This window comes from Staphylococcus sp. GDX7P312P, from assembly GCF_008385775.1.
In the GTDB taxonomy this organism is placed as follows: domain Bacteria; phylum Bacillota; class Bacilli; order Staphylococcales; family Staphylococcaceae; genus Staphylococcus; species Staphylococcus haemolyticus.
The window spans coordinates 92,517-115,813 of record NZ_VUKI01000007.1 but is presented as its reverse complement, the minus strand read 5'-3'; the positions used below and the strand labels follow the sequence as shown (position 1 = coordinate 115,813).

26 protein-coding genes, 1 pseudogene, 1 CRISPR repeat array and 1 riboswitch are annotated in these 23,297 nt (G+C 30.8%); of the genes and pseudogenes, 20 read left to right on the top strand and 7 right to left on the bottom strand.

From position 1 onward, the window contains the following. Positions 1–384: 384 nt before the first annotated feature. The gene (locus F1592_RS04090; protein ID WP_033079647.1) at positions 385–588 is read left to right on the top strand and encodes a sterile alpha motif-like domain-containing protein; all 204 of its coding nucleotides are present in this window, start codon (positions 385–387) and stop codon (positions 586–588) included. On the opposite strand, the gene F1592_RS04085 is transcribed toward F1592_RS04090, so the two are convergent. Then, on the bottom strand, positions 580–822 hold the full coding sequence (locus tag F1592_RS04085) for a hypothetical protein (RefSeq protein WP_053017927.1): 243 nt from the start codon (positions 820–822) through the stop codon (positions 580–582). The two genes, F1592_RS04090 and F1592_RS04085, sit on opposite strands and share 9 nt — an antisense overlap. 227 nt (positions 823–1,049) lie before the next feature. On the opposite strand from F1592_RS04085, the gene F1592_RS04080 reads away from it, so the two are divergent. Continuing rightward, positions 1,050–1,658, top strand: a complete 609-nt coding sequence (locus F1592_RS04080; protein WP_053017928.1) for a histidine phosphatase family protein — start codon at positions 1,050–1,052, stop codon at positions 1,656–1,658. Between the two features lie 187 nt (positions 1,659–1,845). On the opposite strand, the gene F1592_RS04075 is transcribed toward F1592_RS04080, so the two are convergent. The 3 genes from F1592_RS04075 to F1592_RS04065 form a co-directional block, all read right to left on the bottom strand. Beyond that, entirely contained in the window at positions 1,846–2,463 is a 618-nt protein-coding gene (locus F1592_RS04075) for a LysE/ArgO family amino acid transporter (RefSeq protein ID WP_053017929.1), read from the bottom strand. Between the two features lie 129 nt (positions 2,464–2,592). Then, positions 2,593–3,084, bottom strand: coding sequence for a GNAT family N-acetyltransferase (locus F1592_RS04070; RefSeq protein ID WP_053017930.1), 492 nt, complete (start codon positions 3,082–3,084; stop codon positions 2,593–2,595). Between the two features lie 283 nt (positions 3,085–3,367). Beyond that, positions 3,368–3,790, bottom strand: coding sequence for an organic hydroperoxide resistance protein (locus tag F1592_RS04065; RefSeq protein ID WP_053017931.1), 423 nt, complete (start codon positions 3,788–3,790; stop codon positions 3,368–3,370). Positions 3,791–3,952: 162 nt separating this feature from the next. On the opposite strand from F1592_RS04065, the gene aroD reads away from it, so the two are divergent. Both aroD and F1592_RS04055 read left to right on the top strand, forming a co-directional pair. Next, positions 3,953–4,678, top strand: a complete 726-nt coding sequence (gene aroD / locus F1592_RS04060; protein ID WP_053017932.1) for a type I 3-dehydroquinate dehydratase — start codon at positions 3,953–3,955, stop codon at positions 4,676–4,678. A gap of 70 nt (positions 4,679–4,748) precedes the next feature. Then, complete coding sequence (locus F1592_RS04055; protein WP_011276318.1) at positions 4,749–5,288, top strand: nitroreductase family protein; 540 nt, start codon at positions 4,749–4,751, stop codon at positions 5,286–5,288. 169 nt (positions 5,289–5,457) lie between these two features. On the opposite strand, the gene F1592_RS04050 is transcribed toward F1592_RS04055, so the two are convergent. Further along, positions 5,458–5,781, bottom strand: coding sequence for a thioredoxin family protein (locus tag F1592_RS04050; RefSeq protein ID WP_037537245.1), 324 nt, complete (start codon positions 5,779–5,781; stop codon positions 5,458–5,460). 141 nt (positions 5,782–5,922) lie between these two features. On the opposite strand from F1592_RS04050, the gene F1592_RS04045 reads away from it, so the two are divergent. From F1592_RS04045 to F1592_RS04015, 7 genes are all read left to right on the top strand, one after another. Further along, entirely contained in the window at positions 5,923–6,276 is a 354-nt protein-coding gene (locus F1592_RS04045; protein WP_037537244.1) for an arsenate reductase family protein, read from the top strand. A gap of 115 nt (positions 6,277–6,391) precedes the next feature. After that, the gene (gcvH, locus tag F1592_RS04040) at positions 6,392–6,772 is read left to right on the top strand and encodes a glycine cleavage system protein GcvH (RefSeq protein ID WP_037537243.1); all 381 of its coding nucleotides are present in this window, start codon (positions 6,392–6,394) and stop codon (positions 6,770–6,772) included. 190 nt (positions 6,773–6,962) lie between these two features. Then, on the top strand, positions 6,963–7,349 hold the full coding sequence (locus tag F1592_RS04035; RefSeq protein ID WP_037537242.1) for a toprim domain-containing protein: 387 nt from the start codon (positions 6,963–6,965) through the stop codon (positions 7,347–7,349). Then, a complete protein-coding gene (locus F1592_RS04030; RefSeq protein WP_011276313.1) occupies positions 7,342–7,638 on the top strand; it encodes a thioredoxin family protein in 297 nt (98 codons plus the stop codon). The genes F1592_RS04035 and F1592_RS04030 overlap by 8 nt, the downstream gene beginning before the upstream one ends. A 57-nt stretch (positions 7,639–7,695) precedes the next feature. Then, a riboswitch (SAM riboswitch) is annotated at positions 7,696–7,801 on the top strand. Positions 7,802–7,885: 84 nt separating this feature from the next. Beyond that, positions 7,886–8,911 carry a methionine ABC transporter ATP-binding protein gene (locus F1592_RS04025; protein WP_037537241.1) on the top strand — a complete coding sequence of 342 codons (1,026 nt, stop codon included), beginning with the start codon at positions 7,886–7,888 and terminating at the stop codon, positions 8,909–8,911. Beyond that, a complete protein-coding gene (locus F1592_RS04020) occupies positions 8,904–9,599 on the top strand; it encodes a methionine ABC transporter permease (RefSeq protein WP_011276310.1) in 696 nt (231 codons plus the stop codon). The genes F1592_RS04025 and F1592_RS04020 overlap by 8 nt, the downstream gene beginning before the upstream one ends. A gap of 20 nt (positions 9,600–9,619) precedes the next feature. After that, positions 9,620–10,435 (top strand): MetQ/NlpA family ABC transporter substrate-binding protein, encoded by an 816-nt coding sequence (locus F1592_RS04015; RefSeq protein ID WP_053017933.1) that lies wholly within the window; start codon positions 9,620–9,622, stop codon positions 10,433–10,435. Positions 10,436–10,482: 47 nt separating this feature from the next. On the opposite strand, the gene F1592_RS13595 is transcribed toward F1592_RS04015, so the two are convergent. After that, on the bottom strand, positions 10,483–10,647 hold the full coding sequence (locus F1592_RS13595; protein WP_016931019.1) for a hypothetical protein: 165 nt from the start codon (positions 10,645–10,647) through the stop codon (positions 10,483–10,485). Between the two features lie 169 nt (positions 10,648–10,816). On the opposite strand from F1592_RS13595, the gene F1592_RS04010 reads away from it, so the two are divergent. The 5 genes and pseudogenes from F1592_RS04010 to F1592_RS03990 all read left to right on the top strand — a co-directional run bounded on the left by F1592_RS04010 (position 10,817) and on the right by F1592_RS03990 (position 16,595). Further along, complete coding sequence (locus F1592_RS04010; RefSeq protein ID WP_037537239.1) at positions 10,817–11,011, top strand: CsbD family protein; 195 nt, start codon at positions 10,817–10,819, stop codon at positions 11,009–11,011. A 180-nt stretch (positions 11,012–11,191) separates the two neighbouring features. Continuing rightward, positions 11,192–14,359, top strand: a pseudogene (cas9, locus tag F1592_RS04005) (type II CRISPR RNA-guided endonuclease Cas9). Between the two features lie 3 nt (positions 14,360–14,362). Beyond that, positions 14,363–15,265 (top strand): type II CRISPR-associated endonuclease Cas1, encoded by a 903-nt coding sequence (cas1, locus tag F1592_RS04000; protein WP_053017935.1) that lies wholly within the window; start codon positions 14,363–14,365, stop codon positions 15,263–15,265. Between the two features lie 20 nt (positions 15,266–15,285). Continuing rightward, positions 15,286–15,579, top strand: coding sequence for a CRISPR-associated endonuclease Cas2 (gene cas2 / locus F1592_RS03995; RefSeq protein ID WP_233643635.1), 294 nt, complete (start codon positions 15,286–15,288; stop codon positions 15,577–15,579). Next, positions 15,576–16,595 carry a hypothetical protein gene (locus F1592_RS03990; protein ID WP_223197208.1) on the top strand — a complete coding sequence of 340 codons (1,020 nt, stop codon included), beginning with the start codon at positions 15,576–15,578 and terminating at the stop codon, positions 16,593–16,595. The genes cas2 and F1592_RS03990 overlap by 4 nt, the downstream gene beginning before the upstream one ends. A 118-nt stretch (positions 16,596–16,713) precedes the next feature. Continuing rightward, a CRISPR array of direct repeats spans positions 16,714–17,609; the repeat unit is 36 nt; unit sequence GTTTTAGTACTCTGTAATTTTAGGTATAAGTGAGAC. A gap of 375 nt (positions 17,610–17,984) precedes the next feature. Here F1592_RS03990 and popT read toward each other — a convergent pair. After that, positions 17,985–18,836 (bottom strand): polyprenyl-phosphate transporter PopT, encoded by an 852-nt coding sequence (gene popT / locus F1592_RS03985; RefSeq protein WP_053017938.1) that lies wholly within the window; start codon positions 18,834–18,836, stop codon positions 17,985–17,987. A gap of 359 nt (positions 18,837–19,195) precedes the next feature. On the opposite strand from popT, the gene sufC reads away from it, so the two are divergent. From sufC to sufU, 4 genes are all read left to right on the top strand, one after another. Further along, on the top strand, positions 19,196–19,957 hold the full coding sequence (gene sufC / locus F1592_RS03980) for a Fe-S cluster assembly ATPase SufC (protein ID WP_011276304.1): 762 nt from the start codon (positions 19,196–19,198) through the stop codon (positions 19,955–19,957). Between the two features lie 176 nt (positions 19,958–20,133). Then, complete coding sequence (gene sufD, locus F1592_RS03975) at positions 20,134–21,441, top strand: Fe-S cluster assembly protein SufD (protein WP_053017939.1); 1,308 nt, start codon at positions 20,134–20,136, stop codon at positions 21,439–21,441. A gap of 39 nt (positions 21,442–21,480) precedes the next feature. Continuing rightward, the gene (locus F1592_RS03970) at positions 21,481–22,731 is read left to right on the top strand and encodes a cysteine desulfurase (RefSeq protein ID WP_188294675.1); all 1,251 of its coding nucleotides are present in this window, start codon (positions 21,481–21,483) and stop codon (positions 22,729–22,731) included. Continuing rightward, positions 22,721–23,182: a Fe-S cluster assembly sulfur transfer protein SufU gene (gene sufU / locus F1592_RS03965; protein ID WP_037537234.1), complete on the top strand. Its 462-nt coding sequence runs from the start codon at positions 22,721–22,723 to the stop codon at positions 23,180–23,182. Before F1592_RS03970 ends, sufU begins: the two co-directional genes overlap by 11 nt. Positions 23,183–23,297 lie beyond the last annotated feature (115 nt).

Here is a 23,297-nt window from a genome sequence, read left to right as displayed (position 1 = left end):
TTATATTTAATCTTCTTTATATACAAAAATGCCAACCGACTTAATGAAGCGGTTGACACAACATCCCTTATAACTTTTGATAAATGTTTTAATATTTATATTCATTTTTGCGTGAAGCTACATAACTAAACAAATGAACTTCGATTTCTTCATCATATTGTAACAATTACGACAAGTTACCATCTTAATAAATAACAAATTAAGTGATTAATTTTTGGGTAAATGATTTAATAATCTTAAACAGTATATTTAATGCAATGAGTTATATACTGGAAATAAGCAAAAGTTGCTAATTACATGTTAAAGTTGAGTTATCTTATATGTTTAGACAATATTAATAATGAAATATTTTAAGAGAGATTAATTAAACTGAGGAGGGGAACTATGACATTCTATGATTTTATAATTGGATTTATAAACGATGATACACCTCTAGGAAGTTTAGCTCAATATATCGAAAACGACTGTGAGTTTCCAAAACACGAACGAAATAACAAAGCTATTAGATCGTATGTTATGTCTAACTACGTCGATCATCAACTTATTGAAAGTACTAATAGAGCAATAAGTCTATATAAATTAATTTGAGTGAGCGTAATACCAATTTTGGGTGTTTAGCGCATCCCACACATCTTTAGTTTTAAAGTTAATTTCATTATCTTTTATTGAAAAAGGCTCAATAATATTTCTGTCCATCCAAGAATTAATTAATTCTTTTGGAACACCATCTAATAACATATCTGTTTTACTTATGATTAAACATTCCCAATCTAACGAGAGCTTATTTGGATTAACATAATTATATTGATTATGGTCGCTCATGAAAGACACTCCTTTTAGAATTGTGAATCTTATAATATTTTATACCCACCATGACGGGACTCAAACCACTTTATAAATTTTTTCTATGTTCTTGTTTTTGAAAATTAAAAAATTAATGTATACTATTACTCGAAAATACAATTGTACTTAGGAACGGTTAATAACAAATAAAAGCGTTCAATTAATGTCAGTAATTTGAAACAAAAACTAAGTTTGAGGTGTATACAATGTCAAAAACACTTTATTTAATGAGACATGGACAAACAATGTTTAATTTACGAGGTAAGGTGCAGGGGGCAAGTGACTCTCCTTTAACAAGTTTAGGAATCTCTCAAGCCAAACAAGCTGGTCAATATTTTAACGAACATAATATTTCTTTTGGAAATTTATATTCATCTAGCTCTGAACGCGCATGTGATACATTGGAATGCGTCGCACCAAACCAAGATTATAACCGTTTAAAGGGACTCAAAGAATGGCATTTTGGTATTTTAGAAGGCGAAAGTAATGATTTATTAAACGCAAATTATGATATTACAGATGCTTTCGGGGATCGTTTAGTAGTGTTTGACGGAGAGTCTAAAAATGAAGTGGAAGACCGTTTTATAGGTACTTTAACTGAAATAATGCGCACATCAGATAGTGATTCGAATTTAGTTGTAAGTCATGGAACTACGATTGACGTATTTTTAAGAAAAGTTATTGGAGATACAGAAGCAATTAATTACTTTATTGGCAATTGTCATATTCTAAAATTTGAATATGGAAATAATGAATTTCAGTTTATTGAAAAGATTGATCCAGAAAACGGTGAAATTACTAAACATGAAAATTAAAATATAGCAAATATAGATAGACACAAGTCAAAAAATAAAATATTAACTCAACATTCTCTACAAGGTCAATTACTTGTAGAGATTTTTTGCTTTTTAAATCTTCAAAACAGAAATGGCTAGAACCTAAAAACACTTATGATAAGTTATTTTAAGTTCTAGCCTACTACTATATTAAAGAAAAGCATTTTTAAAATATGAGTTGATAAATTTTTTGAAGTATCATTAATGCAACGATTAAGATAATAATACTTGAAATCTTATTTAGTAAGATTAATAGGCGACCTGATTTATCAAAATGACCTACAGTACGACCAGCAATAGCTAGAAATATAAACCATAGCCATGAAACGCTAATTGTCGCAATAGTAAATGCTATCTTTACAGAGCCATCATAGGCAGAAGCGCTTGTACCTATTACGCCAATGGTATCCATAATTGCATGAGGATTAAGTAATGAAACAGAGAGTGCGAAGCTTATTTGCTTTGCAGGTGAAATGCCACCTTGTTCATCAATATCACTACTTTGTTCATGCCACAATGTCCACGCCATATAAAGTAGAAATACTAATCCTATTATGTAAACAATCATTTGAAGTATTGGAAATGACATAAGTATAAGGGACACGCCAACCACTGCTAGTATGATGAGTAAAGAATCACATAAACCAGCTGTAATAACAGCAGGAAGTGCACGCCTAAATTTCGTTTGATTAGCGCCTTGGTTAAAAACAAATATGTTTTGAGCGCCTAATGGTAGTATTAAGCCTATAGCTAACAATACTCCATGTAAAATAGCTTGTAACAATATAATCCCCCTAGACTTATGAATTTTTAAATTTTATAAAATCTGAAAATTTAGAATATATCAATTATTATAAAGGTCATAAATTAAATGTCTAGAGAAAAATTTTTAAAAGTATAGTTAAAATAGGGGTTAGACAATATCATATAATAGCCAATGAACATCAAAATATTCGTCACCAATTTTTGAAGACTTCGATTCTAGACCCAAAGTTTCAAATCCCATAGATGAGAAAAAGATTTTGCCACTAATGTTATTAGAAGTTACACAAGTCATCAATTTTTCAATGTTGCGAGATTTAGCGTGATCTATAGCAAATTGCATTAAATTTACAATCGTACTTTCATCTTTTTTATCAAGTAAGAATAAATTCTCTATCATAGCTTTGTGAGAACTTCCAACTTGCTTTAATTGACGTAAAGTAACACATGCTACAAGTTTATCATCTTTAAAAGCACCGATAATATTACAAAATTCATCATCATCGGATAGCATTTGTTTAAGATCTTCGTTTGAAAGATTTTCTAAATAAACTTTGTCCCACGAATAAGTGTGCGTGTTGCTGGATAATAATTGAGTATAATGATCTAAATCATCATGCCTTAGTATACGAATATTTGTCATCATGTCCTCCTATACCTGTCATAGAATAACGTTTTTAAAATTTTATTAATTATATAAATAATAGGGTGAACTCAAAAGATTGAACTAAAAATAATTTTATAAAAACTATTTGAGTTTTAATATGTATAAATGATTTATAAAGTTTTTTATTTACTGTATTTATAGAATAACTTAAATTGGCAAAATTCACAAAAAAGAAGACACAAAAATCCCCAAAAGATTTTTGTGTCTAAAATAATGAGTTCATGATTAAAATAATCACATATTTATTTTATAATATAAATTACTCTACTACCTGAACGTTTAAATCAACATCGATGTTACCACGAGTTGCTTTAGAATATGGACAGAATTCGTGTGCATCTTGTAAATATTTTTCAGCGTCTTCTTGAGACAATACATTTTTAACTTTAGCGTCAATCGCTACACTTAATTTTGGACTTTCCGCATCTGGATCATCTTCAAGGCGAACCGTTAAAGTAACTTCTGGTTCAGCGTCACGTACTTTATTTTGTTTTAAGATAAGATCGAACGCACCATTGAAACATGAAGCGTAACCAGCAGCAAATAATTGCTCAGGGTTAGTTGCGTTTCCGTCTGCTTGTTGTGGTGGTAATACATCTACATTTATTGCATTATCGTCAGTGTTTACATGTCCTTTACGTCCACCAACGTTAGTAGCTTTTGTTTCATATTGAACTGCCATTATTATTACCTCCTAAATTCGTATACATTTATTATTTACCCATTTACATAATTTTAAATCATTGATTATTAATTTTATTGAAAAGTATGTTACTCGAGGTTGGAGGGTGACGGTCTTTAGTTTAAAATAAATACAAGTTAAATTGAGGAAGAAGGGATCATTATGACGAATGTTGAAGTGGCTGCCACAGTTGCTCCCAATCAATTACTGGATACATTAACATTAGATAATATCAAAGAATATAGTAATGATATTGACATAATCGAATTACGAATTGACCAATGGGAAGATCGACATCTTGAGTTGCTTAAATCCAATTTGGAACAACTACAAGAATTAAATATAAACGCTAACATCTTGGTAACGTATCGCACGGTCTCACAAGGCGGTAAAGGTGAAATGACACATGAAGCATACATGACATTATTAAAAGAGATTATTAAAAATCATCATTGCCAGATGATTGATATTGAATGGGATAGTGATTTTGATGTTTTCGCGCATCGTGATTTAATTGACCTAGCACATCGATATAATAAACAAGTTGTTGTATCTTATCATAATTTTCAAGAAACACCTGATATAGATATTTTAAAATTCACATATTATAAAATGAATCAATTGAACCCAGATTATGTCAAAATAGCTGTTATGCCACAAGACAAAGAAGACGTAGCTACTTTGCTTGAAGCGGTAGCAACAAGTGCCGACACTCTTGATGCTAAGGTGATTGGTATTTCTATGTCTGGTGCTGGCTTAGTTAGTAGAACAGCTCAAGGTGTGTTTGGAGGCACTGTATCCTATGGATGTTTAGGTGAGCCCCAAGCGCCTGGACAAATACATGTTAAAACTTTAAAACAACAACTATTATTTTATAGTAATCATTAAGATATATTTGAAATTAAGAGGTAAAGGTTTTATAATTGAGAAGAGTTATCAACAATAAGGAGCGATAATTGTGGAATTACAAGAGGCAATTGCTTCAAGAAGAAGTATAAAGAAATTCAAACATGATATGACAATAGATGATGATAAGCTTTATCAAGCGATTGAAAAAGCTGCAGATGCTCCAAACCATGGCATGCGAGAACCATGGAGAATTATCCATATAGCCAAAGATAGATTAGGTGAAATGAGCAGGGATGTAACGCATTTTGCATTTCCAAATCATCCTGAGAAACAAGAAGATCATTATAATAATGTGACTAATCTTGGTGGTATGTTAGTGTTAGTACTTAAAACTGACCCAAGACAACGACAAAATCGTGAAAACTTTTTTGCAATGGGTGCGTATGCTCAAAACTTAATGCTTCTATTACATGAACAAGGGATTGGTACATGTTGGAAGACACCACCTTACATTTTTGAACCAAAAGTTCGTAAGGTATTTGGCGTTCATGGAGATGAAGTCATTGCAGGTTTCCTTTATCTAACAGATTTAGAAGAAGTGCCACCAAAAGCACCGCGTAAAAACAAACATTTAATTTCAAAATACTAGAATTAATAAAGACGGCTGGACAAATAAATGCCTCAGCCGTCTTTATTATTATACGGGCACTAGCAACAGAATTGAGAAAGCACTTATATCAAACTTTACTCAGTTCTAGCCATCTATGCCAGAATAGTATCATCAAATTAATTTTTCGAATTAGATAACTATACTATACCTATTTGTTAAATGTTTCTGATAAGAATGATTCTACTTGTTCAGGTGATTTAGCATTAGCAGAGTGTAAATGTGCAAGTTTATTACCATTTTCAAATACTAATAAGCTAGGAATACCCATAACATCATTATCTGCAGCTACATCTTCGAGTTCATCACGGTTAACAGTATACCAATCATAGTCGTTATATTTTTCGACGATTGGATCAATCCACATGTCCATAGCTTTACAATCAGGACACCAACCAGCTTCAAATTTTACGATAACTGGTTTATCGCTTTCAATTGTTGATTTAAACGCATCAGTTGTATTTATACTTTGCATAACAAACGCTCCTTTAGATAATTACTAAATGTATTATAACGAATAATTTCCTTTAATTGAAAAATTAAGCTTAAAATATTGAGCGTTTACATAGATTATCTGATATATTTAAAATAAGACAGAATAGGAGGTTACATCTGAATGATTAAATTTTATCAATATTCAAATTGCACAACTTGTAAAAAAGCCGCAAAATTTTTAGATACACATGGCGTAAGTTACGAACCAATTGATATCGTACAACACACACCAACTAAAAAAGAGTTTGAAGAAATTATCGATAAAACAGGTGTAGAGGTTAATAAATTATTTAATACCCATGGTGCTAAATATAGAGAACTAGGGTTAAAAGATAAATTAAAAGATTTATCAACTGATGAAAAATTAAATTTATTAGCTTCAGATGGCATGTTAGTTAAACGACCATTAGCTATTTCTGGAGATAATATCACATTAGGATTTAAAGAAGATCAATACAAAGAAATTTGGCTATAGTTTAAAATTACAAATTTTATTTATATAAATTATTGTAACTTTTTGTTTTAATAGTTGAATGAAAACTTACGGTATGGCATCATTAAATTGTAATTAATTTTAGGAGGGGATTCTCGTGGCAGTACCGAGCGAATTAAAATATTCTAAAGAACATGAATGGGTAAAAGTTGATGGCAACACAGTAACAATTGGTATTACTGAATACGCACAAGGTGAATTAGGTGATATCGTATTCGTTGAATTACCAGAAGTTGATGACGAAATCAACGAAGGGGATACTTTTGGTAGTGTAGAATCAGTTAAAACTGTTTCTGAATTATATGCGCCAGTATCTGGTAAAGTTGTTGAATCAAACGAAGAATTAGAAGATAGTCCTGAGTTTGTTAACGAATCACCATATGAGAAAGCATGGATGGTTAAAGTTGAACTTAGCGATGAAAGCCAATTAGATGATTTATTATCAGCTGATCAATACAAAGAAATGATTGGTGAATAATTAATTTAAACTCCTTGATTACGGTCATGGAGTTTTTATTTTGCCTATTTTTCTAAATAATAATCAACAAATTTTAAAATTTATACTTTGTTGATATAAAATGTTAAGTAATCGTAAATAATGTTTAATCTATTAGCGTTCTGTGAAAAAGTAACTGATTGTTTATTATCGACTTAGAAGGTGGATTATCATGGCAATTTTAAATAAAGTTATTATTGTTGAAGGCAAATCTGATAAGAAGAGAGTACAACAAGTCATCGCTGAACCTATAAATATTATTTGTACGCATGGTACAATGAGTATTGATAAATTAGATGACATGATTGAAACATTATATGATAAGCAAGTCTTTGTTCTAGCAGACTCAGATGACGAAGGTGAAAAGATAAGAAAATGGTTTAAACGTCATCTTAGCGAATGTGAACATATCTATGTGGATAAAACATTTTGTGAGGTAGCTAGATGCCCAAAGAATTATCTTGCGCATGTATTGAGTAAACATGGCTTTACAGTTCGTAAAGAGAAACGTCTAATTCCTAATTTAACGACTGAAAGGTTAGTAATCATGCATGAGTAAATCTGTAGAAATAGAAGATATTTGTGAGAATTTTAATAAAGAAAAACATCTAATTTTTGGATATACACCGATGTGTGGTACTTGTAAAATGTCAGAGCGAATGCTAGATATCGCGAATGAAATACTACAATTACCCGTTAAAAAAATCGATTTGAATTACCATCCTAAATATAGTGAGCGTAACAAAATTATGTCAGTTCCTGTTCTAATAGTAATGAATAAAGATATAGAGATAGATAGAATCTACGCTTTTCAATCTGTTCCTTATTTGTTAGAAAAGTTAAAATAATTGTTGACGAAATTATAGTGCAATGGTAGGATATAAATTAATTAAATAGTGCGAAAACTCTTATCAAGAGAGGTGGAGGGATGTGCCCTATGAAGCCCGGCAACCGTCTAGTTATAGAAATGGTGCCAATTCACATAAAGTTGATTACTTTAGAAGATGAGAGAAAGATGAATCAATGCTTTCTCAACTTTTCTAAAGTGAGAAAGCATTTTTTAATTACATAATGATTTTTAAGGAGGCACTAAACGTGATTGAGTTAAATCAAGTTGTAAAACGTTATCACACTAAAGATAAAGATGTACTAGCAGTTGATCACGTTAACTTAAATATAGAAACGGGCTCTATTTTCGGAGTTATCGGATTCTCTGGTGCTGGTAAAAGTACGTTAATCAGAATGTTCAATAATTTAGAAGAACCTACTTCTGGCGATATTATTATAGATGGCGATAATATTAACAAACTTTCAAAAGCAGAATTAAGAAGAAAACGACAAAAAGTAAGTATGGTATTCCAACACTTCAATTTATTATGGTCACGAACAGTACTTCGAAATATCACGTTCCCTTTAGAAATTGCAGGGTATTCTAAAAGCAAAGCAAATGAAAGAGCGAGAGAATTAATTGACCTTGTTGGTTTAAATGGCAGAGAAAATGCTTATCCATCAGAATTATCAGGTGGGCAGAAACAACGTGTGGGAATTGCAAGAGCTTTGGCTAATGAACCTGACGTCCTCTTATGTGACGAAGCTACAAGCGCGTTAGATCCACAAACAACAGATGAGATTTTAGACCTACTGCTAAAAATTAAAGAACGTGAAAACCTTACAATCGTGATTATCACTCATGAAATGCATGTTATCAGACGTGTTTGTGATGAAGTAGCCGTTATGGAAAGTGGACGTGTAATTGAGCAAGGTAAAGTAACGCAAGTATTTGAAAATCCACAACATGAAGTTACAAGACGATTTGTGAAAGATGATTTGGATGATGATTTTGAAGAATCAATCAAACATCTAGAACCATTAGATTCAGATGCGTACATTGTTAGGCTCAACTTCAATGGTGATAATACGACTGAACCAGTTGTATCTTACATAAGTAAAACGCATAACATTGATATAAATATTCTTGAAGCAAACATAAAAAATACCCGTGGTGGTTCTGTCGGGTTCTTGGTGGTTCATATTCCACATATTGCTGAAACAGAGTTTGAGACATTTAAAGAAGATTTACATCAGCAACATGTAAATGTGGAGGTGGTTAAGCATGGATAAATCTTATGGTGATATTTTTAAAGAGATGATTACAATGCCTAACGTCCAATGGCCTGAAGTATGGCAAGCCATTTATGAAACATTATATATGACTGTAGTTTCAACTATTTTTGCATTTATTTTTGGATTGATTTTAGGAGTACTATTATTCTTATCAGCTAAGAGTAATTCTAAAGGTGCTAGAGTCTTTTATAGCATCGTTTCATTTATTGTTAACTTATTCCGAGCGATTCCATTTATCATTTTAATCTTGTTATTAATTCCATTTACAAGTGTGATCCTTGGAACAATAAGTGGTCCAACTGGTGCCTTACCAGCTCTAGTTATTGGTGCAGCACCATTCTATGCAAGATTAGTAGAAATTGCCTTCAAAGAAATAGATAAAGGTGTTATCGAAGCGGCTTGGTCAATGGGAGCTAGTACTTGGACAGTTGTCCGAAAAGTATTACTACCTGAGGCAATGCCAGCACTAGTTTCAGGTATTACTGTAACAGCAATCGCATTAGTTGGCTCTACTGCAATTGCAGGTGTAATTGGTGCAGGTGGTTTAGGTAACTTAGCTTACTTAACAGGTTTCACTCGTAACCAAAACGATGTCATTTTAGTTTCAACTGTATTTATTTTAATTATCGTATTTATAATTCAATTTATTGGGGATTGGATTACAAATAAAATTGACAAACGCTAAAAGAAAAGAGGAATGATTCAATGAAAAAACTTTTAAGCTTATTTTTAGTATTAACATTAACAGTCGTTTTAGCAGCTTGTGGTAATGGTAGTGGGGATAAAGATAAGAAAATCGTTGTAGGCGCATCTCCAGCACCTCACGCTGAAATTCTTGAAAAGGCTAAACCTTTACTTAAAAAGAAAGGCTATGACTTAGAAATTAAAACAATTAATGATTACACTACGCCAAACAAATTATTAGATAAAGGTGAATTGGATGCTAACTATTTCCAACACGTACCTTATTTAAAAACTGAAAGTAAAGAAAAAGGATACAAAATTGAAGACGCAGGTAAAGTTCACTTAGAACCAATGGCTGTTTACTCTAAAAAATATAAAAGTTTAAAAGACCTTCCTAAAGGTGCAACAGTTTATGTATCAAATAACCCAGCTGAACAAGGGCGTTTCTTAAAATTCTTTGTTGATGAAGGATTAATTAAAATTAAAAAAGGTGTAAAAATCGAAGATGCTAAATTCGAAGATATCACTGAAAACAAAAAAGACATCAAATTCAACAGTAAACAATCAGCAGAATATCTTCCAAAAATCTATCAAAATGAAGATGTAGATGCTGCAATCATCAACTCTAATTATGCGATTGATCAAGGCTTAAGCCCTCAAAAAGATTCAATTGCTGTTGAAAAACCAAATAACAACCCTTATGCTAACTTAATCGCAGTTCAAAAAGGACATAAAGATGATGAAAAAATTAAAGCTTTAATTGAAGTGTTACAATCTAAAGAAATCCAAGACTTCATTAAGGACAAATATAAAGGTGCAGTTGTACCAGCGAAATAATAATGAAAGAAACTCCGTAACCATTTTGATTACGGAGTTTCTATTATTTAGAAAGATTTTCTGTCCTTATACAATATACCGACGCCTTGTCCACCAGATCCCATTGTATAATCAAATTTAATAACTTCGATATACGGATTCTCCTCTAAAAAGCGATTTACTTTTTTAGTTAAACCACTTTCAGTCATAGCGGTAAAATTAATAAATTTCATCATATACCTCCTTTAATTTTATTGTTACAGTGTCATTATATAAGAATTATTAAATAGAATGAAAAATATTCTATAATATATAAAATTTATGAATAAGGTGTTTAATGAAAAGACTATAGGGGTATGTAATTATTAAGTAAAGATACAGACAATCAAGGAGGAATTTTAAATGGCTGAAGATAAATTTGAACAAGCAAAAGGTAACTTAAAAGAAACTGTTGGTAACGCAACTGACAATAAAGATTTAGAAAAAGAAGGTCAAAACGATAAAGCTTCTGGTAAAGCCAAAGAAGCAGTTGAAAACGTTAAAAATAAAGCTAACGACCTTATCGATAAAGTAAAAGGTAATAACGATAATAAATAATTTAATGATTATTTGAAGCATGAGTGCAAAGCACTTGTGCTTTTTTTATGTGTAAAAATTAAAAGTATTGGCACAAGTTAATTATTTTTAAAAATTATTAAAAAAATTAGATAAAAAGTGTTACCACGCCTATCAAATTAAATTATAATCAAATTATAAAATAGGGGTGGGTGATTTAAAGTGAAAACAGATTATATTTTAGGATTAGATATAGGTATAACTTCAGTTGGATATGGCATTATCAATTACAATGACAAATCAATCATTGATGCCGGAGTGAGATTGTTCCCTGAAGCTAATGTAGAAAATAATGAAGGCCGTAGAAGTAAGAGAGGCGCTAGAAGATTAAAAAGAAGAAGAATTCATAGATTAGAGCGTGTTAAACAATTATTATTAGATTACAAGTTACTTGATTCTATTGATGTCATTCCTCAATCTACAAACCCTTATGAGATAAGAGTGAGAGGGTTACGAGAAAAATTAACTAAAGATGAATTAGTAATTGCATTACTACATTTAGCTAAAAGACGTGGAATACATAATATAGATGTTATTGATCAAGAAGAGGATGCATCAAACGAACTTTCTACAAAAGAACAATTATCAAAAAATAATCTTTTACTAAGAGATAAATCTATATGTGAAGTTTTACTTGAGAGATACAATGAAGGTAAAGTTAGAGGAGAAAAGAATAGATTTAAAACGTCAGATATTGTTAATGAAATAAGACAAATTTTAGAAACGCAAAAAGAAGTACATCATTTGGATGATAGTTTTATTGATAAATATATTGAATTAGTAGAGACAAGAAGAGAATATTATGAAGGTCCAGGCGAAGGTAGTCCTTATGGATGGGGCGCTGATTTAAAAAAATGGTATGAACATTTAATGGGCCGTTGTACATACTTTCCTGAAGAATTAAGAAGCGTCAAGTATGCATACTCTGCTGATTTATTTAATGCACTCAATGATTTGAATAATTTAGTTATTCAAAGAGATGGACTAAACAAGTTAGAGTATCATGAAAAATACCACATCATTGAGAATGTTTTTAAACAAAAGAAAAAACCTACTTTAAAACAAATTTCTAATGAAATAGGTGTTAATCCAGAAGATATAAAAGGTTATAGAATCACTAAATCAGGGAAGGAAAATTTCACTGAATTTAAACTTTATCATGATTTGAAGAAAATTTTAAAAGATCAAAGTATATTGGAAAATATCCAATTATTAGATTAAATTGCTGAAATAATAACTATCTATCAAGATAAAGAGAGCATTAAAAAAGAATTAGAGCAATTAACTGAACCAATTAACGAAATAGATAAGGAGAGTATTTCTGACTTAGCCGGTTATAACGGTACACACCGACTTTCCTTGAAATGTATAAATTTAGTATTAGAAGAATTATGGCATACTTCTAGAAATCAAATGGAAATATTTGCATATTTAAATATTAAACCTCGCAAAATTGACTTGCAGAAAGCTAATAAAATACCTAAAGATATGATTGATGAGTTTATACTATCACCAGTAGTAAAAAGAACGTTTGGACAAGCAATCAATGTTATTAATAAAGTAATAGAAAAATATGGTGTTCCAAAAGATATTATAATTGAGTTGGCTAGAGAGAATAATACTAAAGATAAACAAAAATTTATTAATGAATTGCAAAAGAAAAATGAAAAAACAAGACAGAGAATAAATGAAATTATCGGAAAAACAGGTAATCAAAATGCTAAGCGATTAGTTGAAAAGATTAGACTTCATGACGAACAAGAGGGTAAATGTCTGTATTCTCTAGAGAGTATACCATTGGAAGACTTATTAAATAATCCTAATCATTATGAAGTTGACCATATTATCCCTAGATCTGTATCATTTGATAATTCATATCAAAATAAAGTTCTCGTTAAGCAAACAGAAAATAGTAAAAAGGGTAACCGTACACCATACCAATACCTGAATTCAGGGGAAGCAAAACTGTCTTATAATCAGTTTAAGCAACATGTTTTAAATCTTAGTAAATCAAAAGATAGAATTTCGAAGAAGAAAAAAGAATATTTACTCGAAGAACGAGATATAAATAAATTTGAGGTACAAAAAGAATTTATTAATCGAAACTTAGTTGATACGCGATATGCTACAAGAGAATTAACAAATTATTTAAAAGCATATTTTAGTGCTAATGACATGGATGTTAAAGTTAAAACAATTAATGGTAGTTTCACTAATCATTTAAGAAAAGTATGGGATTTTAATAAAGAACGTAATCATGGTTATAAACATCACGCGGAAGATGCGCTAATTATCGCTAACGCTGACTTCCTATTTAAAGAAAATAAAAAGTTGAAAGCAGCAAATAAAGTTTTAGAACAACCAGAACGAAAAGAAATAGAAACTAAAATTGAAGTGAATAGTGATGAAAATTACCAAGATTTATTTGTCATTCCGCAGCAAGTAAAAGAAATTAAAGAATTTAGAGATTTTAAATATTCACATAGAGTGGATAAGAAACCAAATAGACAATTGATTAATGATACGCTTTATTCAACAAGAGTAAAAGATGATGACTTATATATTATCTCTCCGATTAAGAATATTTATAGTAAAGATAATACAGATTTAAAAAAACATTTTAATAAGAATCCTGAAAAATTCTTAATGTATCAAAAAGATCCTAAAACGTTTGAAAAATTAGAAGTGATTATGAAGCAATATGCAAATGAGAAAAATCCATTGGCTAAATATCACGAAGAAACAGGAGAATATTTAACCAAGTACAGTAAGACAAATAATGGACCAATTGTTAAATCGATTAAAATGTTTGGTAAAAAGGTTGGAAATCATTTAGATGTAACAAATCAATACAACAATTCGAGAAATAAACTTGTGAAATTATCATTTAAGTCGTATCGTTTTGATGTGTATCTGACTGATAAAGGCTATAAATTTGTTAGCATTACATACTTAGATGTACTTAAAAAAGAAAACTATTATTATATATCTGAAGCCAAATACGATAAATTAAAGTTAAATAAAGGTATTGATGATAAAGCCAAATTTATCGGAAGCTTTTATTATAATGATTTAATTGAATTAGACGGGGAAGTATATACAGTTATTGGTGTTAATAATGATAAAAATAATGTTATAGAGCTCAATCTTCCTGAAATAAGATATAAAGAGTATTGTGAGATTAATAATATTAAAGGTAGCGGAAGATTAAGAATAACAATAGGTAAAAAAGTGAATAGTATTAGAAAATTATCTACTGACGTTTTAGGAAATAGATATTATCAATCTTTCGCTAAAAAGCCTCAATTAGTATTTAAAAAAGGAATTTAAGCTATGAGTTGGAGAATTGTGTATATAACAGAAGTTAATCAAATGTCACTTAATTTAAATAGCTTAAAAATTAAAAAGGGAGATCTTGAAACTAAAATACCTTTAGCTGATATTTTTGCTTTAGTTATTGAAGATTTAACTGTTACGTTAACATCTAGGTTATTAATAGAACTTTCGGATTATAATATATTAGTCATCTTTTGCAATCAAAAGCATTTGCCAGAGTGTACTTTACAACCTATATCAGGTCATTTTAATCAATATACGCAGATGAAAGTACAACTAAAATGGGATGTAGCTCGTAAAAGTGAATTATGGAGAGTTATTGTAAAGCAAAAAATTCAAAATCAAATTGAATGCATGAAGTACATGCATATTGATACTATGCGAATTAAAAAAATGACAGAGTTAAAGCATTCAGTATTGTTATATGATCGGAATAATATTGAGGGTCAAGCTGCGAAATACTATTTTAATAGTTTCTTTGAGGATTTTACGCGAGACAATGATGCACTTATTGAGAATGCGGTTTTAAATTATGGATACACAATTTTAAATTCTGCAATAGCTAGAACGATAGTTGCAAAGGGCTTAATACCGGCAATTGGCATCCACCATATTGGAGGGAGAAATCATTTTAACTTAGCATCAGACTTAATTGAACCATTTAGAGCGCTGGTTGATTTGTTCTTGTTGAAGCATCCGCCTGAAGACTACTTAACAAAAGCGTATCGATTAAAAATAATTAATCTATTGCATGCACGTATTGAAATTGATGGCAAAATGCAGACGGTTATTCGAGCTATTGATATAATGGTGCAATCTATTATTGAGTATTTTAAAGACGGTGACATCAAATCATTAAAGTTTCCTAGTTTGAGTAAATATACATTTTATGAGTTATAGATTTTATGAGAGTTCTATTAATGTTTGATTTACCTGTAGAAACTAAGAAGCAAAGAAGAGTTTATAGTAAGTTCAGAAAGAGACTTATTGAAGATGGATTTTTAATGATGCAATACTCAATTTATATAAAGAGTGTCATAAATAAAGATGCGGCAAACCAAACTATAAAAAAAGTTAATACATTCTTGCCACAAGAAGGGCATGTCAGGGCATTAATGATAACTGAAAAGCAATATCAGCATATGCAAATACTTTTAGGAGAAGAAAATCATAATATAGAACTATTAGGTGATAATAGAACTATTATTTTTTGATAAAAGAAAATATGGAACATATCATATGGCAAATAAAATCTGAAGCGGTACCTACAATCAACTTAAATATTGGTCAATACACTGCTATTTATAATGAATTTGAAACCATTGAAGAGGACATACTTGAGCTTATTGATCAATATTTTAAGAAAAGAAATTCAAATAAGAATGAAGTCTCTATTATAGAATGCTCTAATCATGAACTTATTTCTAATCTTGAGTACGAGAGTTTTATTATTGATAATAATAAGATAGAACTTGAGCATTCATTAGGATCCACTTCTATTTTGAATAAGAAACTTCATAGAGATTTTGCTAATCATATTGAAAGTTCAGGATATTTGAATTCTATTAATCAACTTCTAAATGATTTATTAGAGATGATTAATTATAATGAATTACCTTTAAAAATAAAGTCTTTAGATATTAAATATTTCATTAAGTTATTGAGCTTTGAATATGAAATGAAAAAGGATTATACAAAATTAGTTAATAGAGTAGAGCAAGTGCTACCTTTAATAGTCGATGAATTAAACAGGCTATATAATAATCGTTTATTATTGATATACTTATATCCCGAAGCAAATTTAAGTCCTAAAGAACAAATAAAGTTAAAGAAATTATTGTTAACACTCGATACAAACATAATTGTATTAACAGGATCATTACATTTCCTATCTGAAGAGTGGAAATACAATAACTATATTAGAGATGGGAAACAAAAAAACACATCTGAATTTCTAGAAGAATTAGAGTGGAACGCGCCACTTGATTTTGATAAGAAGGATTTAGAAGAAAGTTTGAACCGATTCATTTTAACTTATCAAGATAAATTAGAATTATATCCCATAATATCAAACTATCAAATAGCACAAATTATGTTATTTAATGCCATAGATATATATGTTGGGATTTCATATATGCAACATTGTAATCATAAATTTAAATTAAAAATCAAAAGTGAATTGCTGCCTAAAAGCATCAATAAATATTTAAATCAACAATTGCTGAATTAATTACTTTACTATAATTAACTTAATAAATTATTATTATCTTAGTGAATGAGTTTAGCTAACTTGTTCACTAAGATACCTTTTTTTGAACTAATTCTTTTAGCGATTAATATTGCTAGAGGTTTTAGTACTCTGTAATTTTAGGTATAAGTGAGACCCTGTATCTTTAAAATCGTTTATCGATTGCCGTTTTAGTACTCTGTAATTTTAGGTATAAGTGAGACACGTAGAAAGTGGGAAGTGTCAGAAACCGAGTTTTAGTACTCTGTAATTTTAGGTATAAGTGAGACATGAACAAGAGTTGAACGGTGATGAACGTAGTTTTAGTACTCTGTAATTTTAGGTATAAGTGAGACATAGTTTCTTCATCTTCTTCATCGTCACCGGTTTTAGTACTCTGTAATTTTAGGTATAAGTGAGACGTTGCACATGCTGATGTAAAGTCTTCAGTTTGTTTTAGTACTCTGTAATTTTAGGTATAAGTGAGACCCATGCCTGATATAACCGAACTTACGATACGTTTTAGTACTCTGTAATTTTAGGTATAAGTGAGACGTGTCGGGTGATTAACATTATCTTTTTCTAGTTTTAGTACTCTGTAATTTTAGGTATAAGTGAGACTTCACGCGTTACACCTAAAAGCATTACCTAGTTTTAGTACTCTGTAATTTTAGGTATAAGTGAGACAAAGTGGTTATCCTGAATGGATTATCCCTAGTTTTAGTACTCTGTAATTTTAGGTATAAGTGAGACATTGAAAAAGAAGTCGATGCATCAGAAATGGTTTTAGTACTCTGTAATTTTAGGTATAAGTGAGACTACTAAACGTATTGCAGAAGCTATTCACGGGTTTTAGTACTCTGTAATTTTAGGTATAAGTGAGACCGACCACTTAATAATAAATAGTAGAGTTGGGTTTTAGTACTCTGTAATTTTAGGTTTAAGTGAGACTAGTATCGGAAGGTTTGTAACCACTATTAGGTTTTAGTACTCTGTAATTTTAGGTATAAGTGAGACCAACTTTGTTTGATCAATCATAGTTTATCGTTTTAGTACTCTGTAACTTTAGGTACAAATATTTAAATTAATGATTACTAAGTGCTGTTACTTGCTACTTTTATTATCATGATCAATCAATTGATCAAAAGTATAGAAATATTTAAATTTAATAAAAATATTAGTTGACTAAGCATCCATGATAGCAATATAATTAATTTATAGAACAAGTTTAGCTAACTTGTACTTATACCTAAAATTACAGAATCTACTAAAACAAGACTTTATGTCGTGTTTATCCCATTAATTTATTAATGGGATTTTTTCTTTTTAATTAGACAAATCGCCAACGATGATGACTATCGTTGGCGATTATTTTTGTTTAATGTCACTTAATTACACATTATCATCAGTAATTTGACCAATCCAATAACTCGCTGCAAATCCAATGATTAAAGTGATGATTGAAAGTGTCCACTCAATACCAGTTTGAGGAAGACCAGGGAATACAGCATATATGGAGCCAATAACGAATCCAGTTATTAATGCGAATGTGGTATAGAAGTGATGATGTAGGAAGTATTTAATAATACGACTTGATAATAAAAATCCTGCCAACACACCTAATCCTACAACAATTAATAATGGTAGGCCATCGAAGTTCAATTTAACTAGATCGGCAACGGCTAACATAATTGTTCCATAAGCACCAAATACTAGTAGCATAAATGATCCAGAAATTCCAGGTAATAACATTGCACTTGAAGCACATGCACCAGCTAAGAAATATTTAATAATAAGACCGAATGATAAATCTAGTGATGTATCAGCACTTTGATTACCTGAATTCATTAATGTAATTACTACTAAAATGATAATGCCTACTACCATAATGCTATAATGTTTTGCTTTAAACGTTTTATTAAATTTCGCAGTTCTTAATAAATAAGGGATGATACCAATGATTAAACCGGTAAAGAAGAACATTGTAATTACTTGGTGATGTTCTAATAAATAATTGATTAGATTACTTAATATACCGATAGCTAAAGCCATACCTATTAAAATAGGAAGTAAAAACTTTAAACTAGGCCAAAATCGTTTTGAGAATAAGCCACTAATTGAAGAAATAAATCCATCATAAATGCCTAATAGTAAGGCGATGGTTCCTCCACTTATTCCAGGAACTAAATCGGTTGTTCCCATACCGAACCCTTTTAATATATTTATCCATTTAAAATTTTGCATGAACGTCTCCTTTCAATTAGGTTAAATAGCATCATAACAGAATTTTGAATAATTATAAAATATTCAGTTTGTAAAATTATAATTTTTATAAAAATCGTGCTAAATTAATAACATTTGTGTCGGAATTATTTCTATTGAGAACAATAAGCCTTTGATTATCAGTTGAGAGAAAAAATTGAGTATCAGATAAAAATTATTTTAGATAGATAATCACTATAATTTAGAGTTTTAATAAGTTTATATTAAGGGCTATTTACGTTATAATGAAGTGTATTAAAATACACAAAGTCTTTTTGACTACAAATTAAAATTATTATAAACTAGTTAAGAAAACTTTATATTTTACGGAGGGAATATAAATGTCATCAACATTAGAAATTAAAGACCTACATGTGTCTATTGAAGATAAAGAAATTTTAAAAGGTGTTAATTTAACTATTAATACAGGTGAAATACATGCAATTATGGGACCAAATGGTACTGGTAAATCAACATTATCATCAGCGATTATGGGGCATCCATCATACGAAGTAACTCAAGGTGAAGTGTTACTAGATGGCGTTAATATTTTAGAATTGGAAGTTGATGAAAGAGCAAAAGCTGGTCTGTTCTTAGCAATGCAATATCCATCAGAAATTACTGGTGTGACAAATGCTGACTTTATGCGTTCAGCTATTAACGCGAAACGTGAAGAAGGACAGGAAATCAACTTAATGCAATTTATCAAAAAATTAGATAAAGAAATGGATTTCCTAGACATCGATAAAGATATGGCACAACGTTACTTAAATGAAGGTTTCTCTGGCGGTGAGAAAAAACGTAATGAAATCTTACAATTAATGATGTTAGAACCAAAATTTGCCATCCTAGATGAAATCGACTCAGGTTTAGACATTGACGCATTAAAAGTTGTATCTAAAGGTATCAACGAAATGCGTGGCGAAGAATTTGGTGCTTTAATGATTACACACTATCAACGTTTATTAAACTACATCACACCAGACAAAGTACATGTTATGTACGGTGGTAAAGTAGTTAAATCAGGAGGCCCTGAACTAGCTAAACGTCTTGAAGAAGAAGGTTATGAATGGGTTAAAGAAGAATTCGGTGCTAAAGAATAATCTAGCAATCGTTTATTTTAAATGATGAAACTAGAAACATGGTGTTAATGTGAAACATTGCATTAATATCAACGATTAAATAAGTGAGACTTAGACATCGTATAAACTTAATCATTTAAGTATACGAAATATCTACAGTCGTTAAATTTTTCATCAAGTAGGAGGAAAAGAGAGTTATGACAACTGAAACTTTAAACATTTCTGAAGAACAACTTGTTGATTATTCTAAAGCGCACAATGAACCTTCTTGGATGACTGAGTTACGTCAAAAAGCGTTGAAATTAACAGAAACTTTAGAAATGCCAAAACCAGATAAAACTAAATTAAGAAAATGGGACTTTGATTCATTTATACAACATGAAGTTGAAGGTCAATCTTTCAATAATTTATCAGAGCTTCCAGAAGCTATTAAAAAAATTATAGACGTTGAAAACACTAAAAATTTAGTTGTTCAACATAATAATGCTTTAGCTTATACTCAAGTATCAGATCAAGCACAAAAAAATGGCGTGATAATTGAAGGATTATCAGAAGCTTTAATTAATCACGGGGAGTTAGTTCAAAAATATTTAATGACAGATGCAGTAAGTGTTGATGAACATCGTTTAACTGCATTGCATACAACTTTAATTAATGGTGGCGTGTTTGTTTATGTGCCTAAAAATGTAGTTGTTGAAGATCCAATTCAATATGTTGTGTTACATGATGATGATAATGCTAGTTTCTATAACCACGTTATCATTGTTACTGAGGAAAGTGCTGAAGTAACGTATGTTGAGAACTATTTATCAACTGCAAGTGGTGAAGGTAACCAATTAAATATTGTTTCAGAAGTTATTGCCGGTGCTAATTCAAATATCACTTATGGCTCAGTTGACTATTTAGATAAAGGATTTACTGGTCATATCATTCGTCGTGGTACTACTGCAGCAGATGCATCAATCAATTGGGCATTAGGTCTAATGAATGAAGGTAGTCAAATCATTGATAATACAACTAATTTAATTGGTGACCGTTCAACAAGCGAACTTAAATCAGTTGTTGTCGGTACAGGTGACCAAAAAATCAACTTAACATCTAAAATTGTTCAATACGGTAAAGAAACTAATGGTTACATCTTAAAACACGGCGTTATGCGTGAAAATGCATCATCTGTATTTAATGGTATTGGATATATTAAACATGGTGGTACAAAATCTATCGCTAACCAAGAGTCACGTGTCTTAATGCTTTCTGAGAATGCGAGAGGCGATGCCAATCCAATCTTATTAATTGATGAAGATGATGTAGAAGCAGGACACGCAGCGTCTGTTGGCCGAGTTGACCCTGAGCAACTTTACTACTTAATGAGTCGTGGTATTTCTCAAAAAGAAGCTGAACGATTAGTAATTCATGGTTTCTTAGATCCTGTAGTACGTGAATTACCAATTGAAGACGTTAAACGTCAATTAAGAGAAGTAATTGAACTTAAAGTAAATAAATAAACAATAAATCTAAAAGAGATTTTTAATATTAGAAAGGTCGTGAAAAAAGTGGCCGAAACTTCATTAAATGTTGAGGAAATCATCAAAGATTTTCCAATATTAGATCAAAAAGTTAATGGAAAAAGATTAGCATACCTTGATTCTACAGCTACCAGTCAAACACCTGTTCAAGTGTTGAACGTATTGGATGATTATTATAAACGTTATAATTCAAATGTACACCGTGGTGTTCATACACTTGGTTCACTTGCTACAGACGGATACGAAGGTGCTCGTGAGACTGTAAGACGTTTCATTAACGCTAAATACTTTGAAGAAGTCATCTTTACTAGAGGAACAACTGCAGCAATCAATATTTTTGCGCGCAGTTACGGAGATGCCAATGTTGAAGAAGGCGACGAAATAGTTGTTACTGAAATGGAACACCATGCCAATATTGTTCCATGGCAACAATTAGCTAAACGTAAAAATGCCTCATTAAAATTCATTCCAATGACAGATGAGGGCGAATTAAGACTTGAGGATGTTAAGGCGACAATAAATGATAATACTAAAATTGTAGCAATAGCACATGTGTCTAATGTGTTAGGTACAATTAATGATGTCAAAGAAATCGCTAAAGTTGCCCATGAGCATGGTGCAATTATTAGTGTTGATGGTGCACAATCAGCACCTCACATGAAAATAGATGTTCAAGATTTAGACGCTGATTTCTTCAGTTTCAGTGGTCATAAAATGTTAGGACCTACTGGCATCGGTGTGTTATATGGTAAACGTGATTTATTAAAAGATATGGAACCAGTTGAATTTGGTGGAGATATGATTGACTTTGTAAGTAAATATGACGCTACATGGGCAGATTTACCTACTAAATTTGAAGCTGGTACACCTATTATCGCTCAAGCAATTGGCTTAGGTGAAGCCATTCGTTACATTGAGAAATTAGGCTTTGATGCTATTCATGAACATGAAAAAGCATTGACAGAATACGCTTATGAACAAATGTCATCTATTGAAGGACTTGAAATTTATGGCCCTCCAAAAGAACGTCGTGCTGGTGTTATCACATTTAATTTGGCTGATATCCATCCACATGATGTTGCTACAGCAGTAGATACAGAAGGTGTTGCTGTAAGAGCTGGACACCATTGTGCACAACCGTTAATGAAATGGTTGAATGTATCATCTACTGCACGTGCAAGCTTCTATGTTTACAATACTAAAGAAGATGTAGACCAACTTGTTGAAGCATTGAAACAAACGAAGGAGTTTTTCTCTTATGAATTTTAATAATTTAGATCAACTTTATCGATCTGTAATTATGGATCATTATAAGAATCCTAGAAATAAAGGCGTTTTGGACAATGGCTCAATGACTGTAGACATGAACAATCCAACTTGCGGTGACCGTATTAGATTAACGTTTGATATTGAAGATGGCATTATTAATGATGCTAAATTCGAAGGAGAAGGTTGTTCTATTTCGATGTCTAGTGCATCTATGATGACTGAAGCTGTAAAAGGTCATTCTCTAGGTGAAGCAATGCAAATGAGTCAAGAATTTACTAAGATGATGCTTGGTGAAGACTATGAAATCACTGAAGAAATGGGAGATATTGAAGCACTACAAGGTGTATCCCAATTTCCAGCGCGCATCAAGTGTGCAACATTAGCCTGGAAAGCACTTGAAAAAGGAACAGTTGAAAAAGAAGGTAAAGCAGAAGGTACGACAGAAGAGTAAACTGTAGTCGTATGTGAAACTTTATAGTGATGATAGATAGCAATTTCTAAAGTCCAACCTTAACTTTTTACACTTTTAACTTTTTATGAAGGTTGCATATTGTTACAATGGCAAT